We start from the raw sequence: 14,462 nt of genomic DNA, 5'->3' as shown, positions 1-14,462 counted from the left end.
CTTTTCCTGAGCGATAAAAGGGTTCGCTCACGAAAAATCCTTTTTTCGATTCGCGTTGCGACCTCGATACAACACTTTGAGCAACGCATCGTCGTTCATGCAGCGCGCGATGTGAGTCGCGCTTGTATCGCGAGGTGCGCTCGACGCATCGAACGTCGATCGAAACGCGACGCCGTCGGAGATGTTTCGATCGCTTGTCATTGCCTGCAACGCAGGTGTCGCGTTACAGATTCCTTATCATTTTTTTAGTTGAGCGCGGCGCACACTTCAACCTCGATCGGTCGTCGTGTGCGCCGCTCGGGCCTGCTTCTCAGGTCAGGCGCACGGCGTTACTGGCACGCTTCGCATTCGTCGAAGCCGGGGTCTCCCGGACGCATCGTGCACACCGGACCGTCCGCTTCGACCGGCGCGAGTGCCGGCGCCGCGCTGACCGCGCCCGACGACGCACCGCCGCCCGTCGCACCGAAGCCGCCCGCCGCGCCTTGCGCGCCGCCGCTGCCCGAGCCGCCCGTCGGCACTGCGTTCAGCGCGCCGTGTGCGACCGTCGACTTCTCGACGTGCGTTGCCGCCATCGTGCGGAGGTAGTAGGTCGTCTTCAGGCCGCGCAGCCATGCGAGCTTGTAGACCTCGTCGAGCTTCTTGCCCGACGCGCCGCCCATGTAGATGTTCAGCGACTGCGCCTGGTCGATCCACTTCTGGCGACGCGATGCCGCTTCGACCAGCCACGTCGGGTCGACCTCGAACGCGGTCGCGTAGATTGCGCGCAGGTCGGCCGGGATGCGGTCGATGCGCGACAGCATGCCGTCGAAGTACTTCAGGTCGGCGACCATCACCTCGTCCCACAGGCCGCGTTCCTTCAGGTCGCGGACGAGATACTCGTTCACCACCGTGAATTCGCCCGACAGGTTCGACTTCACGTACAGGTTCTGGAAGGTCGGCTCGATACAGGCCGACACGCCGATGATGTTCGAGATCGTCGCCGTCGGCGCGATCGCGACGCAGTTCGAGTTGCGCATGCCGTGCGCGGCGATCCGCGAACGCAGCGTCGTCCAGTCGAGCGATTCCGACGTGTCGACCTCGACGTAGCCGCCGCGCGCTTCCGTCAGCAGCTTCAGCGTGTCCTGCGGGAGGATGCCGCGATCCCACAGCGAGCCGCGGTAGCTCGAGTAGCGGCCGCGCTCTTCGGCCAGCTCGGTCGACGCGTAGTACGCGTAGTAGCAGACGGCTTCCATCGAACGGTCGGCGAACTCGACCGCCTCTTGCGACGCGTACGGCGTGCGCAGCAGGTGCAGGCAGTCCTGGAAGCCCATGATGCCCATGCCGACCGGACGGTGCTTCAGGTTCGAGTTACGCGCCTTCGGCACCGCGTAGTAGTTGATGTCGATCACGTTGTCGAGCATGCGCATCGCGACGCTGATCGTGCGCTTCAGCTTGTCGTGGTCGAGCGCGTAGCTGCCGTCGGCCTGCTTCACCAGGTGCGCGACGAGGTTCACCGAGCCCAGGTTGCACACCGCGATTTCGGTGTCGCTCGTGTTCAGCGTGATTTCCGTGCACAGGTTCGACGAGTGGACGACGCCGACGTGCTGCTGCGGCGAGCGCACGTTGCACGGATCCTTGAACGTGATCCACGGGTGGCCCGTCTCGAACAGCATGCCGAGCATCTTGCGCCACAGCTGCTGCGCCGGGATCTTCTTGAACAGCTTGATCTCGCCGCGCGCGACCTTGTCTTCGTAAGCCGTGTAAGCCTTCTCGAAATCGGCGCCGAACTTGTCGTGCAGGTCCGGGCAGGTCGACGGCGAGAACAGCGTCCAGTCGGCGCCTTCCATCACGCGCTTCATGAACAGGTCGGGAATCCAGTTCGCCGTGTTCATGTCGTGCGTACGGCGGCGATCGTCACCCGTGTTCTTGCGCAGCTCCAGGAATTCCTCGATGTCGAGGTGCCACGATTCGAGGTACGCGCAGACCGCTCCCTTGCGCTTGCCGCCCTGGTTCACTGCGACGGCCGTGTCGTTCACGACCTTCAGGAACGGGACCACGCCTTGCGACTTGCCGTTCGTGCCCTTGATATGCGAGCCGAGTGCGCGCACGCGCGTCCAGTCGTTGCCGAGGCCGCCGGCGAACTTCGACAGCAGCGCGTTTTCCTTCAGCGCTTCATAGATGCCGTCGAGATCGTCCGCGACCGTCGTCAGGTAGCACGACGACAGCTGCGAGCGATGCGTGCCCGAGTTGAACAGCGTCGGCGTCGAACTCATGAAGTCGAAGCTCGACAGCACGTTGTAGAACTCGATCGCGCGCGTTTCGCGGTCGATCTCGTTCAGCGACAGGCCCATCGCGACGCGCATGAAGAATGCCTGCGGCATTTCGATGCGGGTGCCTTCGACGTGCAGGAAGTAGCGGTCGTACAACGTCTGCAGGCCGAGGTAGCCGAACTGCAGGTCGCGGTTCGCGTCGAGCGCTTCGCCGAGGCGCTTCAGGTCGAACTGCAGCAGCTTGTCGTCGAGCAGGCCGGCGTCGACGCCGCGCTTCAGGAACTGCGGGAAGTATTCGGCATAGCGGGTCGACATCTCGGCCTGCACGACTTCCTCGCCGAGAATCTCGCGACGGATCGTATGCAGCAGGATGCGGGCCGTGACCTGGCTGTACGCCGGATCCTTTTCGATCATCGTGCGCGCCGCGAGGATCGCCGAGTCGTAGACCTGGCTCATCGGCACGCCGTCGTACAGGTTCTTCACCGTCTCCGCGACGATCGGGTCAGGGTTAACCGCAGCGCCGAGGCCGTCGCACGCCGACACGATCAACGCGCGCAGCGCGTTCAGGTCGAGCGGGCGCGTGACGCCGTTGTCGACGACGTTGATGCCGGTGGTCGACTCGCCGCCCGTTGCCGCCGCTTCCTCGCCCGCGTGCTGGCGCTCAAGGTGACGCTTCTCGCGATACAGCACGTACGCACGCGCGACGTTGTGCTCGCCGCCGCGCATCAGCGCGAGTTCGACCTGGTCCTGGATGTCTTCGATATGGAACGTACCGCCGTTCGGGCGGCTGCGCACGAGCGCGCGAACGACGTTGTGCGTCAGCTGTTCGACCTGCTCGCGCACGCGCGCCGATGCCGCGCCCTGCCCGCCATTGACGGCCAGGAAAGCCTTGGTCACCGCGATCGCGATCTTCGATGGTTCGAACGACACCACGCTGCCGTTGCGGCGGATCACCTTGTAGTCGGCGAACGTGGCCTGCGGCGCGAGCGCCTTCGCGCCCTGTTCGGTCCCGCCGAGCGGACGGCTCGAGGCGCTCTCGTACTGGGACGTCGCGTTGTCGGTGGTTTGCATGTGCAAAGCTCCTGGTGTTGGATGGTGCGGAGAGAACCGCGGATTAAAACGAACGCTGCGCAACGCGGTGCGCGAGCGGTAAGAGGCGAGCGATGCGCCGGGGAAGCCGGTTCGGTCGATGCGCGACAACCCAGCCGGTCGTGTGCTTCGTCATGTCTACCCTGCCCCGTCGATGTTCGCTGCGCTGATCGCGACGCCCGGACCGCCCGGCCTGACGCGCCGCCGTGAGAACCCTGTTCGCCGGCGTTGCCCGCCGGCCGGTGCCGCTCGGGTTTTCCCCTGCAACACACACTATATCTAGTACAGAACCGCTCAACTGGCACCAAGTATAGTGGACATTCGGAGGACGTCCAAACGGATAATTTGCGATGGAGGTCTTGACATCGCTCGCGCGCAGACACGGCAAGGCATTGATCGGAGAAAAAACTTTCTCCGATCAAAAAACCCCGCGATCAGTGCTGACGGAAAGGAAAGTATTCGGCGGAAAAACCGGCATCGCTCGCGAAGCGTTGCCAATCGAAGTGCGGGCCCGGGTCGGTCTTGCGGCCCGGCGCGACGTCCGAGTGCCCCGCGAACGCGTCGACCGGATAGCGTGTGGCGAGCGCGCGGGAGAGCGCGGCGAGCACCGCGTATTGCGCATCGTCGAACGGCACGTCGTCCGCGCCCTCGAGCTCGATGCCGATCGAGAAGTCGTTGCAGCGCGTACGGCCGAAGAACTCGGACGAGCCCGCGTGCCACGCGCGCTCGTCGCACGACACGAACTGCACGAGTTCGCCGTCGCGGCGGATCAGGAAATGGGCGGACACCCTCACGCCGCGCAGGTGGCTCTGGTAATAGGGGTGCGCATCGCAGTCGAGGCGATTCAGGAACAGCGCCTCGATCGCGTCGCCGCCGAATTCGCCGGGCGGCAGGCTGATGTTGTGGACGACCACGAGCGTCGGCGCCGCACCCGCGGGCCGCGCCTCGAAGTTCGGCGACGGCGCATGGCGCGCTTCGCGCACCCAGCCGTTCGCGTCGACCGACAACACCGGTGCGTCGCTCATCGCGCGTCGCGGCCGTTCACGCGCGCGGCGTGTCGCTGCGCATGCTCCGCGCTGCAGAAGTATTCGCCGCTCGCGGCGACGGCGTCGCCCTTCGGCGCATGCACGCCGCATTCGGCGCAGCGCACCATCGGCTCGGGCAGCGACCGCGCGTCGCCGTTCGGGCGCGCGGCGCCGCGGCCGGCGCGCGCCTGCGCCTGTTCCTGCGCGTGGCGCAGTTTGCGCGCGAGCCAGGAACCGGCGAAGAAGAGAAGGATCAGGAGAAGAATCTGTCGCATCGGGAACCTGCGGTCAAACCACGGAGCGGTGCAGCAGCACCTCGAACACGAACCGGCTGCCGACATACGCGAGCAGCAGCGCGGCGAACGACACGAGTACCCAGCGCGCGGCGCCGCGGCCGCGCCAGCCCGACGTCTTGCGGGCGACCAGCAGCCCGCCGAACATCAGCCACGACAGGATCGCGAACACCGTCTTGTGGTCGAGCCGCAACGCGCGCGCGTCGACCTGCTCGCTGAACAGGATGCCCGACGCGAGCGTCAGCGTGAGCAGCACGAAGCCGGCGCCGATCAGGCGGAACAGCAGCTTCTCGAGCGTGAGCAGCGGCGGCAGCGTTTCGAGCCAGCTCGCGATCCAGCCGGTCGAGCCGTCGCGCCCGCCGTGCCGCAGCGACTGCAGGCGCCGCTCGACCATCAGCATCAGGATCGCGTGCAGCGCGGCGATCGCGAACAGCCCGTAGGCGATGTTCGCGATCAGGAAATGCAGCTTGAACAGCGGCGCTGCGGCATAAGGCAGCACCCGCACGCCGCCGAACACGAGCGGCAGCAGCGACGCGCCGCAGGCGAGCGGCAGCACCAGCAGGCGCAGGCTGTCGAGCGGGAAGAAAAAGCTCTCGATCCAGTAGATGCCGGCGCCGAGCCAGAACATCGCGGACAGCGCGAACGCGAAGCCGAACACCATCGCGTCGTTCGGAAAGATCGTCATGTGGAGCAGCACGCCGTGCGCGAGCAGCGCGGCGAACAGCAGCGCGCGGCCGGCCCCACTCATCCCGGACGCGGCCGACGCGGGGACCGGCACGGCCGGCACGCTCGCGACGAGTGGCGTCGCGCCCTGGCGGTGCGCGCGCCAGCCTGCGACGGCGAGGCCGCCGTACAGGAATGCGGTGAGGGCATACAGTACAATATCCATGTTCGAAGTTTACACTAGGCCCCCTTCCCGCGACGGCTCCCTTTGTTCGGTTCCGCCGCGCCTTCGGGCCCCACTGTCCATCGCTCCCCATGCTCGACAATCTCACTCAACGGATGGCGCGCGTCGTCAAGACGCTGCGCGGCGAGGCCCGGCTCACCGAGGCGAACACGCAGGAAATGCTCCGCGAGGTGCGTCTCGCGCTGCTGGAAGCCGACGTGTCGCTGCCGGTCGTCCGCGAATTCATCGCCAAGGTCAAGGAAAAGGCGCTCGGCGAAGAAGTGATCAGCAGCCTGTCGCCGGGCCAGGCGCTCGTCGGCGTGGTCCAGAAGGAACTGACCGCCGTGATCGGCGGCGACTACGAAGGCAAGGCCGCCGAGCTGAACCTCGCGGTCACGCCGCCCGCCGTGATCCTGATGGCCGGCCTGCAGGGCGCGGGCAAGACCACGACCGTGGGCAAGCTCGCGAAACTGCTGCGCGAGAAGTACAAGAAGAAGGTGCTGACCGTGTCGTGCGACGTGTATCGCCCGGCCGCGATCATGCAGCTGAAAACGGTGACCGAGCAGGTCGGTGCCGACTTCTTCCCGTCCACGCCGGACCAGAAGCCCGTCGACATCGCGCTCGCGGCCGTCGACTGGGCGAAGCGCCACTACCATGACGTGCTGCTCGTCGACACGGCCGGCCGCCTCGGCATCGATGAAGCGATGATGCAGGAAATCGCCGCGTTGCACGGCGTGCTGAAGCCGGCCGAAACGCTGTTCGTCGTCGACGCGATGCTCGGCCAGGATGCCGTCAATACCGCAAAGGCGTTCAACGACACGCTGCCGCTCACCGGCGTCGTGCTGACCAAGCTCGACGGCGATTCGCGCGGCGGCGCCGCACTGTCGGTGCGTCACGTCACGGGCAAGCCGATCAAGTTCGTCGGCGTCGCCGAGAAGCTCGACGGCCTCGAGGTGTTCCACCCCGACCGGATGGCGAACCGGATCCTCGGCATGGGCGACATCCTCGCGCTCGTCGAGGAAGCGCAGCGCGGCGTCGACGTGCAGGCCGCGCAGAAGCTCGCCGACAAGGTCAAGAAAGGCGGCGATTTCGACCTGAACGATTTCCGCGCGCAGATCTCGCAGATGAAGAACATGGGCGGCCTGTCGTCGCTGATGGACAAACTCCCCGCGCAGTTCCAGCAGGCGGCGGCCGGCGCCGACATGGGCCAGGCCGAGAAGTCGATCCGCCGGATGGAGGGGATCATCAGCTCGATGACGCCCGCCGAGCGCGCGAAACCCGAAATCATCAAGGCGACGCGCAAGCGCCGCATTGCCGCCGGCGCGGGCGTGCCCGTGCAGGAAGTCAACCGGATGCTGAACCAGTACGACCAGATGCGTACGATGATGAAGAAGCTGAAGGGCGGCAACATGCAGAAGATGATGCGCGGCCTGAAAGGCATGATGCCCGGCATGCGCTGATTCCGTCCGTCGGCCGGCGCGCGGGTTTTTGCCGTAGCGCGCGCCTGCCGTTCTGCTTCATCCTTATTTGTATACCGACTGCCCGCCAGAACACATGAACCGCGAAGAAGCCCTCCACATTTTCGACCACTCCGAAGAGATCGTCTCGGCCGACGCCGTCAACGCGTCGATCTCGAAGATGGCCGACGCGATCCGCGCCGAGATCGGCGACGCGTTCCCGCTCGTTCTCTCGGTGATGGGCGGCGCCGCGGTGTTTACCGGGATGCTGCTGCCGCATCTCGATTTCCCGCTCGAATTCGACTACATCCACCTGACCCGCTACCGCAACACGACGCAGGGCAGCCCGGAGATGCACTGGCGCGTCGCGCCGCGCGAATCGGTGAAGGACCGCATCGTGCTCGTGCTCGACGACATCCTCGACGAAGGCGAGACGATGGCCGCGATCCGCGACCGCATCCTCGACATGGGCGCGAAGCGCTTCATGTCGGCCGTGCTGTGCGAGAAGACGCTCGCGAAGCCGAAACCGCTGCACCCCGACTTCTGCGGCTTCTCGGTGCCGGACCGCTACGTGTTCGGCTGCGGGATGGACGCGAAGGGCTACTGGCGCAACCTGCCGACGATCCGCGCGCTGACCGCGAACGTCTGATCGCGGCGCTGTCCGCGCGATACCCGCTATATAAATAGAAAGCGGCGCGCCGGTTTCCCGGAGCGCCGCTTTTTTTCGTCGACCGCGTCGCCCGCGCTACGGCTGCAACTGGTGCACGAACGCGCGAATGCCCGCCAGCAGCATCTCGACCGAGATCGCGACGAGCACGAGGCCCATCAGCCGCTCGAACGCCGCGACGGTCCGCTCGCCGAGCCACGCCTGAATCCTTTCGGCCAGCACCAGCGTGATCGCGCAGACGATCATCGTCACCGTCAGCGCGCCGACCCACTCGAGCATCTTGCCCGGCGCCTGCGACGTCATCAGCATCACCGTCGCGAGCGCGGACGGCCCGGCCAGCGCCGGAATCGCGAGCGGCACGATGAACGGCTCGCCGCCCGCGCGCGGATCGCTGCCGAGCGCGCCGTCCGGATGCGGGAAGATCATCCGCAGCGCGATCAGGAACAGCACGATCCCGCCGCCGAGCCGCAGCGACAGGTCGGTGAGGCTCATCATCCGCAGGAAGCGGTCGCCGACCAGCATGAAGAACAGCAGGATCACGAACGCGATCCCCACTTCGCGCAGGATCAGCTTCACGCGCCGCTCGCGCGGCACATCCCGCATCGCCGTAATGAACAGCGGGATGTTGCCGAGCGGATCCGTGATCAGCACGAGGAGCACGGTGGCCGACAGGAACGTGTATTCCATCGTGTCCCCCGGTCGCCGCGCTTAGTGCGCGAGCGCGGCGCGAACCTTCTCGGCGACCGTCGCCGCGGCCGTGTCGGCCGGCAGCAGCGTCGCTTCGGCATCGCGACGGCCCTGGTACTCGATCTTGCCTTCCTTCAGGCCGCGCTCGCCGATCACGAGACGATGCGGCACGCCGATCAGTTCCCAGTCGGCGAACATCACGCCCGGGCGCTCGCCGCGATCGTCGAGGATCACGTCGATGCCGGCCGCGACGAGTTCCGCGTACAGCTTGTCGGCCGTCTCGCGCACCATGTCGCTGCGGTCATAGCCCATCGGACACAGCACGACCTCGAACGGCGCGATCGACTCGGGCCAGATGATGCCGCGGTCGTCGAAGTTCTGTTCGATCGCCGCGCCGAGAATGCGCGTGATGCCGACGCCGTAGCAGCCCATCAGCATCGGCTGCGGCTTGCCGGACTCGTCGAGGAACGTCGCGCCCATCGCTTCCGAGTACTTGGTGCCGAGCTGGAACACGTGGCCGACCTCGATGCCGCGGCAGATGTCGATCGCGCCCTTGCCGTCCGGCGACGGATCGCCCTTCTTCACGTTGCGCACGTCGGCGACTTCCGGCTCCGGCAGGTCGCGGCCCCAGTTCACGCCCGCGATGTGATAGTCGACCTCGTTCGCACCGACGACGAAATCGCTCATGTTCGCGACCGTGCGGTCGGCGATCACCTTCACCGGCTTCTTCGTGCCGACCGGGCCGAGATAGCCCGGCGGCGTGCCGAACCACTCGACGATTTCCTGCTCGGTCGCGAAGCGGTGGTTCTTCAGGCCCGGCAGCTTCGACACCTTGATCTCGTTCAGGTCGTGATCGCCGCGCAGCATCACGAGCCAGATGGTCGGCTCGGCGCCTTCGTTGTCGGTCGCGAGCACGATCGACTTGATCGTGCGCTCGAGCGGGATCGACAGCAGTTCGGCGACGGCCTCGCACTTCGCCTTGCCGGGCGTCGCGACCTTTTCCATCGCTTCGGCCGGCGCCGCGCGCTCAGGCGTCAGCGGCAGCGCTTCGGCCGCCTCGACGTTCGCCGCGAACTCGGACGTCGGGCAGTACGCGATCGCGTCCTCGCCGGTGTCGGCGATCACGTGGAACTCGTGCGAGAAGTTGCCGCCGATCGAGCCGCTGTCGGCCGCGACCGCGCGGAACTCGAGGCCCAGACGCGTGAAGATGCGCACGTACGCGTCGTACATCTTCCGGTACGACTCGTTCAGGCCGGCCGCATCCTTGTCGAACGAATACGCGTCCTTCATGATGAATTCGCGGCCGCGCATCACGCCGAAGCGCGGGCGGATCTCGTCGCGGAACTTCGTCTGGATCTGGTAGAAGTTCACCGGCATCTGCCGGTAGCTCTTGATCTGGTTGCGCGCGATGTCGGTGACGACTTCCTCGTGCGTCGGCCCGATCACGAAATCGTTGTCCTTGCGGTCCTTGAAGCGCAGCAGCTCGGGGCCGTACTGCTCCCAGCGGCCCGACTCCTGCCACAGCTCGGCCGGCTGCACGGCCGGCATCAGCAGCTCGATGGCGCCCGCCCGGTTCATTTCCTCGCGCACGATCGCCTCGACCTTGCGAATCGAACGCAGGCCGACCGGCAGGTAGTTGTAGATGCCGCCGGCGACGCGACGGATCATGCCGGCGCGGACCATCAGCTTGTGGCTGACGATCTCTGCGTCGGCGGGTGCCTCTTTCAGGGTGCCGATAAAGAAACGGGAAGCTTTCATGCGGACGGTTCCAAAAACGGCGCCCCCAAGCGGGGCGCCCGAAAAAGTTTCAAGGTGAAAAAGCGGCGCGCCGGGAACAGCGATGGCGCAGATGACGTAGCAGACTAATCAGGGACAATTCAGCCGGTGTACCCCGCGCGGATTCGCTCCGTCACGGTGCGCAGCGCCCGTTATCTGTTTATAATCAAAGCAATTTTAAAGGATTCGAAGGTGGTTGTATGCTGGATCGTGAAGGCTTTCGCCCGAACGTCGGCATCATCCTCTTGAACGCGCGCAACGAGGTGTTTTGGGGCAAGCGGCTCCGCGAGCATTCCTGGCAGTTTCCTCAAGGTGGGATCAAGTACGGCGAGACCCCCATGCAGGCGATGTACCGGGAACTGCACGAGGAAACGGGCCTGCATCCGGAACACGTCAAGATAATCGGCCGCACCCGCGACTGGTTGCGTTACGAGGTGCCTGACAAGTTCATCAAACGCGAAGTACGCGGTCATTACCGCGGCCAGAAGCAGATCTGGTTCCTGCTGCGGATGGTTGGACGCGATTGCGACATTTGCTTGCGCGCGACCGACCACCCGGAGTTCGATGCGTGGCGCTGGAACGAGTATTGGGTACCGCTCGATGCGGTGATCGAGTTCAAGCGGGATGTCTATCAGTTGGCGCTGACGGAACTATCGCGCTTCCTGCGCCGCCCGGCGCAGCGAGCCGAGAAGCCGCGCGGGCCGCGTGTGTCGCGCTATCCGCGCGTCATTGGCGCGCAGGCCCAGACGCTGACGATTGTCGACACATCGGTAGTCTGTTCGGAGATCGAAGTGGAAGCGGGCACGCTGGACGAGATGCCGCCCCACGTGATCGTCGGCAAATGACGAGTCGGACTGCATGACCGGGCGCGACCTTGGTGTCGCGCCCTTTTTTTACGAGGAATGCATATTGAAAGCGATTGCTCTCGCGCTCGCATCGATCGCCGCGATGGCCGCCCTGGCCGGCTGCGCGAACTCGAAAGCGCCGTCCAACAAGGATGACAGCGAGTTCGTGTACCTGCTCGACCGTCAGGGAACCTGGAAGGAAAACACCGTCGACACGCTGCCGCCGCTGCCGCAAACGGGCGATCTGCTGCCGTTCAACGTGTCGCAGAACACGCCGCTGAAATTCTTTGTCGATGCGAAATCGCTCGACGTCGGCAGCGACGGCGTCGTGCGCTACGCAGTCGTCGTCACGAGCCCGGCCGGTGCGCGCAACGTGAACTACGAAGGCATCCGCTGCGACACCTACGAGTGGCGCCAGTACGCCGGCCTGAATTCGGACCACAACGGCTGGGATCGCACCGTCGAGAACGACTGGCGGCGTATCGAAAACGGCGAGCTGAACGCCTACCACTCCGCGCTCTACCAGGACTACTTCTGCGCGAACAAGATGCCGCAGGGCTCGACCCGGCAGATCCTCGAAAACATCCGGTTCCACCGCACCGCGATGACGCAGTTGCGCTGACGGCACGCGATGTGGGTCGCCACATCGTCCGCCGCACAAAAAAGCCCGCATCGCGCGGGCTTTTTCATTTGAACGACGGAATCCGGCCGGTGATCACACCAGCACGAGGTTGTCGCGGTGAATCAGTTCGGGCTCCAGCATGTAGCCGAGCACGGCCTCGATCTCGCCGCTCGGCTTGCGGTGAATCAGCTTCGTTTCCGCGCTGCTGTAGTTCGTGAGCCCGCGCGCCACCTCGCGCCCGTCCGGGCCCACGCACGCGATCACCTCGCCGCGCGCGAACGCGCCCTGCACGTCGATCACGCCGATCGGCAGCAGGCTCTTGCCGCCGGCCGTCAGCTTCTCGACCGCGCCCGCGTCGATCACGACGTGGCCGCGCACCTGCAGATGGTCGGCCATCCATTGCTTGCGTGCCGCCATTCGCGCGGTCCGTGCGATCAGTTGCGTGCCGATCGCCTCGCCGGCCGCCAGGCGCACGAGCACGTCGGACTCCCGGCCGCTCGCGATCACGGTATTCGCGCCGCTGTGCGCCGCACGCTTCGCCGCGAGGATCTTCGTCAGCATCCCGCCGCGACCGAGGCTCGAACCGGCCCCGCCCGCCATCGCCTCGAGCTCCGGCGCGCCCGCATTGGCCTCGCCGACGAGCGTCGCATTCGGGTCCTTGCGCGGATCGGCCGTGAACAGCCCCGACTGGTCGGTGAGGATGATCAACGCATCGCCTTCGATCAGGTTCGCGACGAGCGCACCGAGCGTGTCGTTGTCGCCGAACTTGATTTCGTCGGTGACGACCGTGTCGTTTTCGTTGATGATCGGCACGACGCCGAGCCGCAGCAGCGTGAGCAGCGTCGAGCGCGCGTTCAGGTAGCGCTCGCGGTCCGCCAGATCGGCGTGCGTGAGCAGGATCTGCGCGGTGCGGATGCCGTGCTCGGTGAAGCGGCTTTCGTAGACTTGCGCGAGCCCCATCTGGCCGACCGCGGCGGCGGCCTGCAGCTCGTCGATTTCCCGCGGCCGCTTGCTCCAGCCGAGTCGCTGCATGCCTTCGGCAATCGCGCCCGAACTGACGAGCACGACTTCCTTGCCCTGCGCACGCAACGCGGCGATCTGGGCTGCCCAGCGGCCGATTGCAGCATGATCGAGCCCCTTGCCGTCGTTGGTCACGAGGCTGGAGCCCACCTTCACCACCAATCGCTTCGAATCCGCGATGATCGAACGCATCCTGCACTGTCTCCTGTATCTGATGCCGGCCCGCCGGGCGCGATGGAACGCCGACGCCGGGCGGCACGCCCGGCGCGTGACCTAACCGTTCAGGCGTCGTCGCCCGGCGCCGCACCGCCCTTCGCCGGCGGCGCATCGCGGAAACGCACGTCCGCCGCGAGATCCTCCGCCTCCGCCGCGCGATGCGCGTCCGAATGTTCGGAGAGGTAGTCGTAGATCGCATAGCACAGCGCTTCGCAGCCCTGGCCCGTCAACGCCGAGATCTCGAACACCGGGCCGTCCCAGCCGAAGCGGTCGAGGAAATCCGCGACGCGTGCCTCGCGCTCGTCTTCCGGCACCATGTCGAGCTTGTTGAGCACGAGCCAGCGTGGCTTCTCGTAGAGCGCCTCGTCGTATTTGCGCAGCTCGCCGACGATCGCCGTCGCTTCCGCGACCGGATCGACGCTTTCGTCGAACGGCGCGAGATCGACCAGATGCAGCAGCACGCCGGTACGCTGCAGGTGACGCAGGAATTGATGCCCGAGGCCCGCGCCTTCGGCCGCACCTTCGATCAGCCCCGGGATATCGGCGATCACGAAGCTCTTGCTCGGGCCGACCCGCACCACGCCGAGATTCGGCGCGAGCGTCGTGAACGGGTAGTCGGCGATCTTCGGCTTCGCGTTCGACACCGACGAGATGAAGGTCGACTTGCCGGCGTTCGGCATGCCGAGCAGGCCGACGTCGGCGAGCACCTTCAGTTCGAGCTTCAGCATGCGCCGCTCGCCCGGCTTGCCGTCCGTCTTCTGGCGTGGCGCGCGGTTCGTGCTCGACTTGAAATGCAGGTTGCCGAGGCCGCCGGCGCCGCCCTGCGCGAGCATCACCCGCTGATCGTGCTCGGTCAGGTCGGCGATCAGCTCGCCCGTTTCCATGTCGGTGATGATCGTGCCGACCGGCATGCGCAGCGTGACATCGTCGCCGCCCTTGCCGTAGCAATCCGAGCCGCGGCCGTTTTCGCCGTTGCGCGCGAGGTGCTTCTTCGCGTAACGGTAGTCGATCAGCGTGTTGATGTTGCGGTCGGCGATCGCGTAAACGCTGCCGCCCCGGCCGCCGTCGCCGCCGTCCGGCCCGCCGAACGGGACGAATTTCTCGCGGCGCATCGACGCACTGCCATCGCCTCCGTCGCCGGCGATGACTTCGATTCGTGCTTCGTCAATGAACTTCATTCGTCACTCCGCCCAGTATTTCCGCTATTGTGCCGTGCGCCGGCACGCTTGAACAATCTGCCGTTCGGCCGATCGTATGCCGGTTGCGCGAGGGTCGCCGGCCCGCACTTGCGGGCGGCGACCCAATAAAAAAGGCCCCGCGAAGACTGCGGGGCCTTTCGGCTACGAAGCCCGTGGGTGCCTGACTTAGGCAGCCGCCGGGACAACGATGACCAGATGCTTCTTGTCCGCGCCCTTCGTCGCGAACTTGACGTGACCGTCGACCAGCGCGAACAGGGTGTGATCCTTGCCCATGCCGACGTTCTCGCCTGCGTGCATGCGCGTACCGCGCTGACGCACGATGATGCCGCCGGCATTGATTGCCTGGCCGCCGTACACTTTCACGCCGAGACGTTTCGACTCGGAGTCGCGGCCGTTCCGGGAAGAGCCGCCTGCCTTTTTGTGTGCCATCT

13 protein-coding genes are annotated in these 14,462 nt (G+C 65.9%); 4 read left to right on the top strand and 9 right to left on the bottom strand.

Features of this window, described 5'->3' with window-relative positions; genetic code table 11:
• Positions 1-329 precede the first annotated feature (329 nt).
• The 4 genes from CFB81_RS02625 to CFB81_RS02605 all read right to left on the bottom strand — a co-directional run bounded on the left by CFB81_RS02625 (position 330) and on the right by CFB81_RS02605 (position 5,545).
• Positions 330-3,320 carry a ribonucleoside-diphosphate reductase subunit alpha gene (locus tag CFB81_RS02625; RefSeq protein WP_089434519.1) on the bottom strand — a complete coding sequence of 997 codons (2,991 nt, stop codon included), beginning with the start codon at positions 3,318-3,320 and terminating at the stop codon, positions 330-332.
• A gap of 452 nt (positions 3,321-3,772) precedes the next feature.
• A complete protein-coding gene (ampD, locus tag CFB81_RS02615) occupies positions 3,773-4,363 on the bottom strand; it encodes a 1,6-anhydro-N-acetylmuramyl-L-alanine amidase AmpD (RefSeq protein WP_069616804.1) in 591 nt (196 codons plus the stop codon).
• The gene (locus CFB81_RS02610) at positions 4,360-4,638 is read right to left on the bottom strand and encodes a PP0621 family protein (RefSeq protein ID WP_089434518.1); all 279 of its coding nucleotides are present in this window, start codon (positions 4,636-4,638) and stop codon (positions 4,360-4,362) included. Before CFB81_RS02610 ends, ampD begins: the two co-directional genes overlap by 4 nt.
• 13 nt (positions 4,639-4,651) lie before the next feature.
• Positions 4,652-5,545, bottom strand: coding sequence for an inner membrane protein YpjD (locus tag CFB81_RS02605; RefSeq protein ID WP_069616806.1), 894 nt, complete (start codon positions 5,543-5,545; stop codon positions 4,652-4,654).
• 89 nt (positions 5,546-5,634) lie between these two features.
• Between CFB81_RS02605 and ffh the strand changes: the two genes are divergently transcribed.
• Both ffh and CFB81_RS02595 read left to right on the top strand, forming a co-directional pair.
• Positions 5,635-7,002: a signal recognition particle protein gene (ffh, locus tag CFB81_RS02600; RefSeq protein WP_089434517.1), complete on the top strand. Its 1,368-nt coding sequence runs from the start codon at positions 5,635-5,637 to the stop codon at positions 7,000-7,002.
• Between the two features lie 94 nt (positions 7,003-7,096).
• The gene (locus tag CFB81_RS02595) at positions 7,097-7,648 is read left to right on the top strand and encodes a hypoxanthine-guanine phosphoribosyltransferase (protein WP_069616807.1); all 552 of its coding nucleotides are present in this window, start codon (positions 7,097-7,099) and stop codon (positions 7,646-7,648) included.
• Positions 7,649-7,744: 96 nt separating this feature from the next.
• Here CFB81_RS02595 and CFB81_RS02590 read toward each other — a convergent pair whose 3' ends face one another.
• Together CFB81_RS02590 and CFB81_RS02585 are read right to left on the bottom strand one after the other, a co-directional pair.
• The gene (locus CFB81_RS02590; RefSeq protein WP_089434516.1) at positions 7,745-8,353 is read right to left on the bottom strand and encodes a MarC family protein; all 609 of its coding nucleotides are present in this window, start codon (positions 8,351-8,353) and stop codon (positions 7,745-7,747) included.
• Positions 8,354-8,374: 21 nt separating this feature from the next.
• A complete protein-coding gene (locus tag CFB81_RS02585) occupies positions 8,375-10,111 on the bottom strand; it encodes a proline--tRNA ligase (protein WP_069616809.1) in 1,737 nt (578 codons plus the stop codon).
• A 218-nt stretch (positions 10,112-10,329) separates the two neighbouring features.
• On the opposite strand from CFB81_RS02585, the gene CFB81_RS02575 reads away from it, so the two are divergent.
• Positions 10,330-10,974, top strand: a complete 645-nt coding sequence (locus CFB81_RS02575; protein ID WP_069616810.1) for an RNA pyrophosphohydrolase — start codon at positions 10,330-10,332, stop codon at positions 10,972-10,974.
• A gap of 13 nt (positions 10,975-10,987) precedes the next feature.
• Positions 10,988-11,596, top strand: a complete 609-nt coding sequence (locus tag CFB81_RS02570; RefSeq protein WP_069616811.1) for a CNP1-like family protein — start codon at positions 10,988-10,990, stop codon at positions 11,594-11,596.
• A 93-nt stretch (positions 11,597-11,689) separates the two neighbouring features.
• Here CFB81_RS02570 and proB read toward each other — a convergent pair whose 3' ends face one another.
• The 3 genes from proB to rpmA form a co-directional block, all read right to left on the bottom strand.
• Positions 11,690-12,808: a glutamate 5-kinase gene (proB, locus tag CFB81_RS02565; RefSeq protein ID WP_069616812.1), complete on the bottom strand. Its 1,119-nt coding sequence runs from the start codon at positions 12,806-12,808 to the stop codon at positions 11,690-11,692.
• Positions 12,809-12,897: 89 nt separating this feature from the next.
• The gene (obgE, locus tag CFB81_RS02560; RefSeq protein WP_069616813.1) at positions 12,898-14,010 is read right to left on the bottom strand and encodes a GTPase ObgE; all 1,113 of its coding nucleotides are present in this window, start codon (positions 14,008-14,010) and stop codon (positions 12,898-12,900) included.
• A 186-nt stretch (positions 14,011-14,196) separates the two neighbouring features.
• Positions 14,197-14,460, bottom strand: a complete 264-nt coding sequence (rpmA, locus tag CFB81_RS02555) for a 50S ribosomal protein L27 (protein ID WP_006476999.1) — start codon at positions 14,458-14,460, stop codon at positions 14,197-14,199.
• Between the last annotated feature and the right edge of the window lie 2 nt (positions 14,461-14,462).

The organism is Burkholderia sp. AU28863 (genome assembly GCF_002223195.1).
GTDB lineage: Bacteria > Pseudomonadota > Gammaproteobacteria > Burkholderiales > Burkholderiaceae > Burkholderia > Burkholderia sola.
Note: the sequence above shows the minus strand (reverse complement) of the source record. Positions and strands in the feature narration are given on the sequence as shown.

Excerpts from the sequence above, each read along its gene's own strand:
- CFB81_RS02570 (WP_069616811.1), top strand. The coding sequence starts at position 10,988 with ATGACCGGGCGCGACCTTGGTGTCGCGCCCTTTTTTTACGAGGAATGC.
- obgE (WP_069616813.1), bottom strand. The coding sequence starts at position 14,010 with ATGAAGTTCATTGACGAAGCACGAATCGAAGTCATCGCCGGCGACGGA.
- rpmA (WP_006476999.1), bottom strand. The coding sequence starts at position 14,460 with ATGGCACACAAAAAGGCAGGCGGCTCTTCCCGGAACGGCCGCGACTCC.
- CFB81_RS02595 (WP_069616807.1), top strand. The coding sequence starts at position 7,097 with ATGAACCGCGAAGAAGCCCTCCACATTTTCGACCACTCCGAAGAGATC.
- ffh (WP_089434517.1), top strand. The coding sequence starts at position 5,635 with ATGCTCGACAATCTCACTCAACGGATGGCGCGCGTCGTCAAGACGCTG.
- CFB81_RS02605 (WP_069616806.1), bottom strand. The coding sequence starts at position 5,545 with ATGGATATTGTACTGTATGCCCTCACCGCATTCCTGTACGGCGGCCTC.
- CFB81_RS02610 (WP_089434518.1), bottom strand. The coding sequence starts at position 4,638 with ATGCGACAGATTCTTCTCCTGATCCTTCTCTTCTTCGCCGGTTCCTGG.
- proB (WP_069616812.1), bottom strand. The coding sequence starts at position 12,808 with ATGCGTTCGATCATCGCGGATTCGAAGCGATTGGTGGTGAAGGTGGGC.
- CFB81_RS02585 (WP_069616809.1), bottom strand. The coding sequence starts at position 10,111 with ATGAAAGCTTCCCGTTTCTTTATCGGCACCCTGAAAGAGGCACCCGCC.
- CFB81_RS02625 (WP_089434519.1), bottom strand. The coding sequence starts at position 3,320 with ATGCAAACCACCGACAACGCGACGTCCCAGTACGAGAGCGCCTCGAGC.
- CFB81_RS02575 (WP_069616810.1), top strand. The coding sequence starts at position 10,330 with ATGCTGGATCGTGAAGGCTTTCGCCCGAACGTCGGCATCATCCTCTTG.
- ampD (WP_069616804.1), bottom strand. The coding sequence starts at position 4,363 with ATGAGCGACGCACCGGTGTTGTCGGTCGACGCGAACGGCTGGGTGCGC.
- CFB81_RS02590 (WP_089434516.1), bottom strand. The coding sequence starts at position 8,353 with ATGGAATACACGTTCCTGTCGGCCACCGTGCTCCTCGTGCTGATCACG.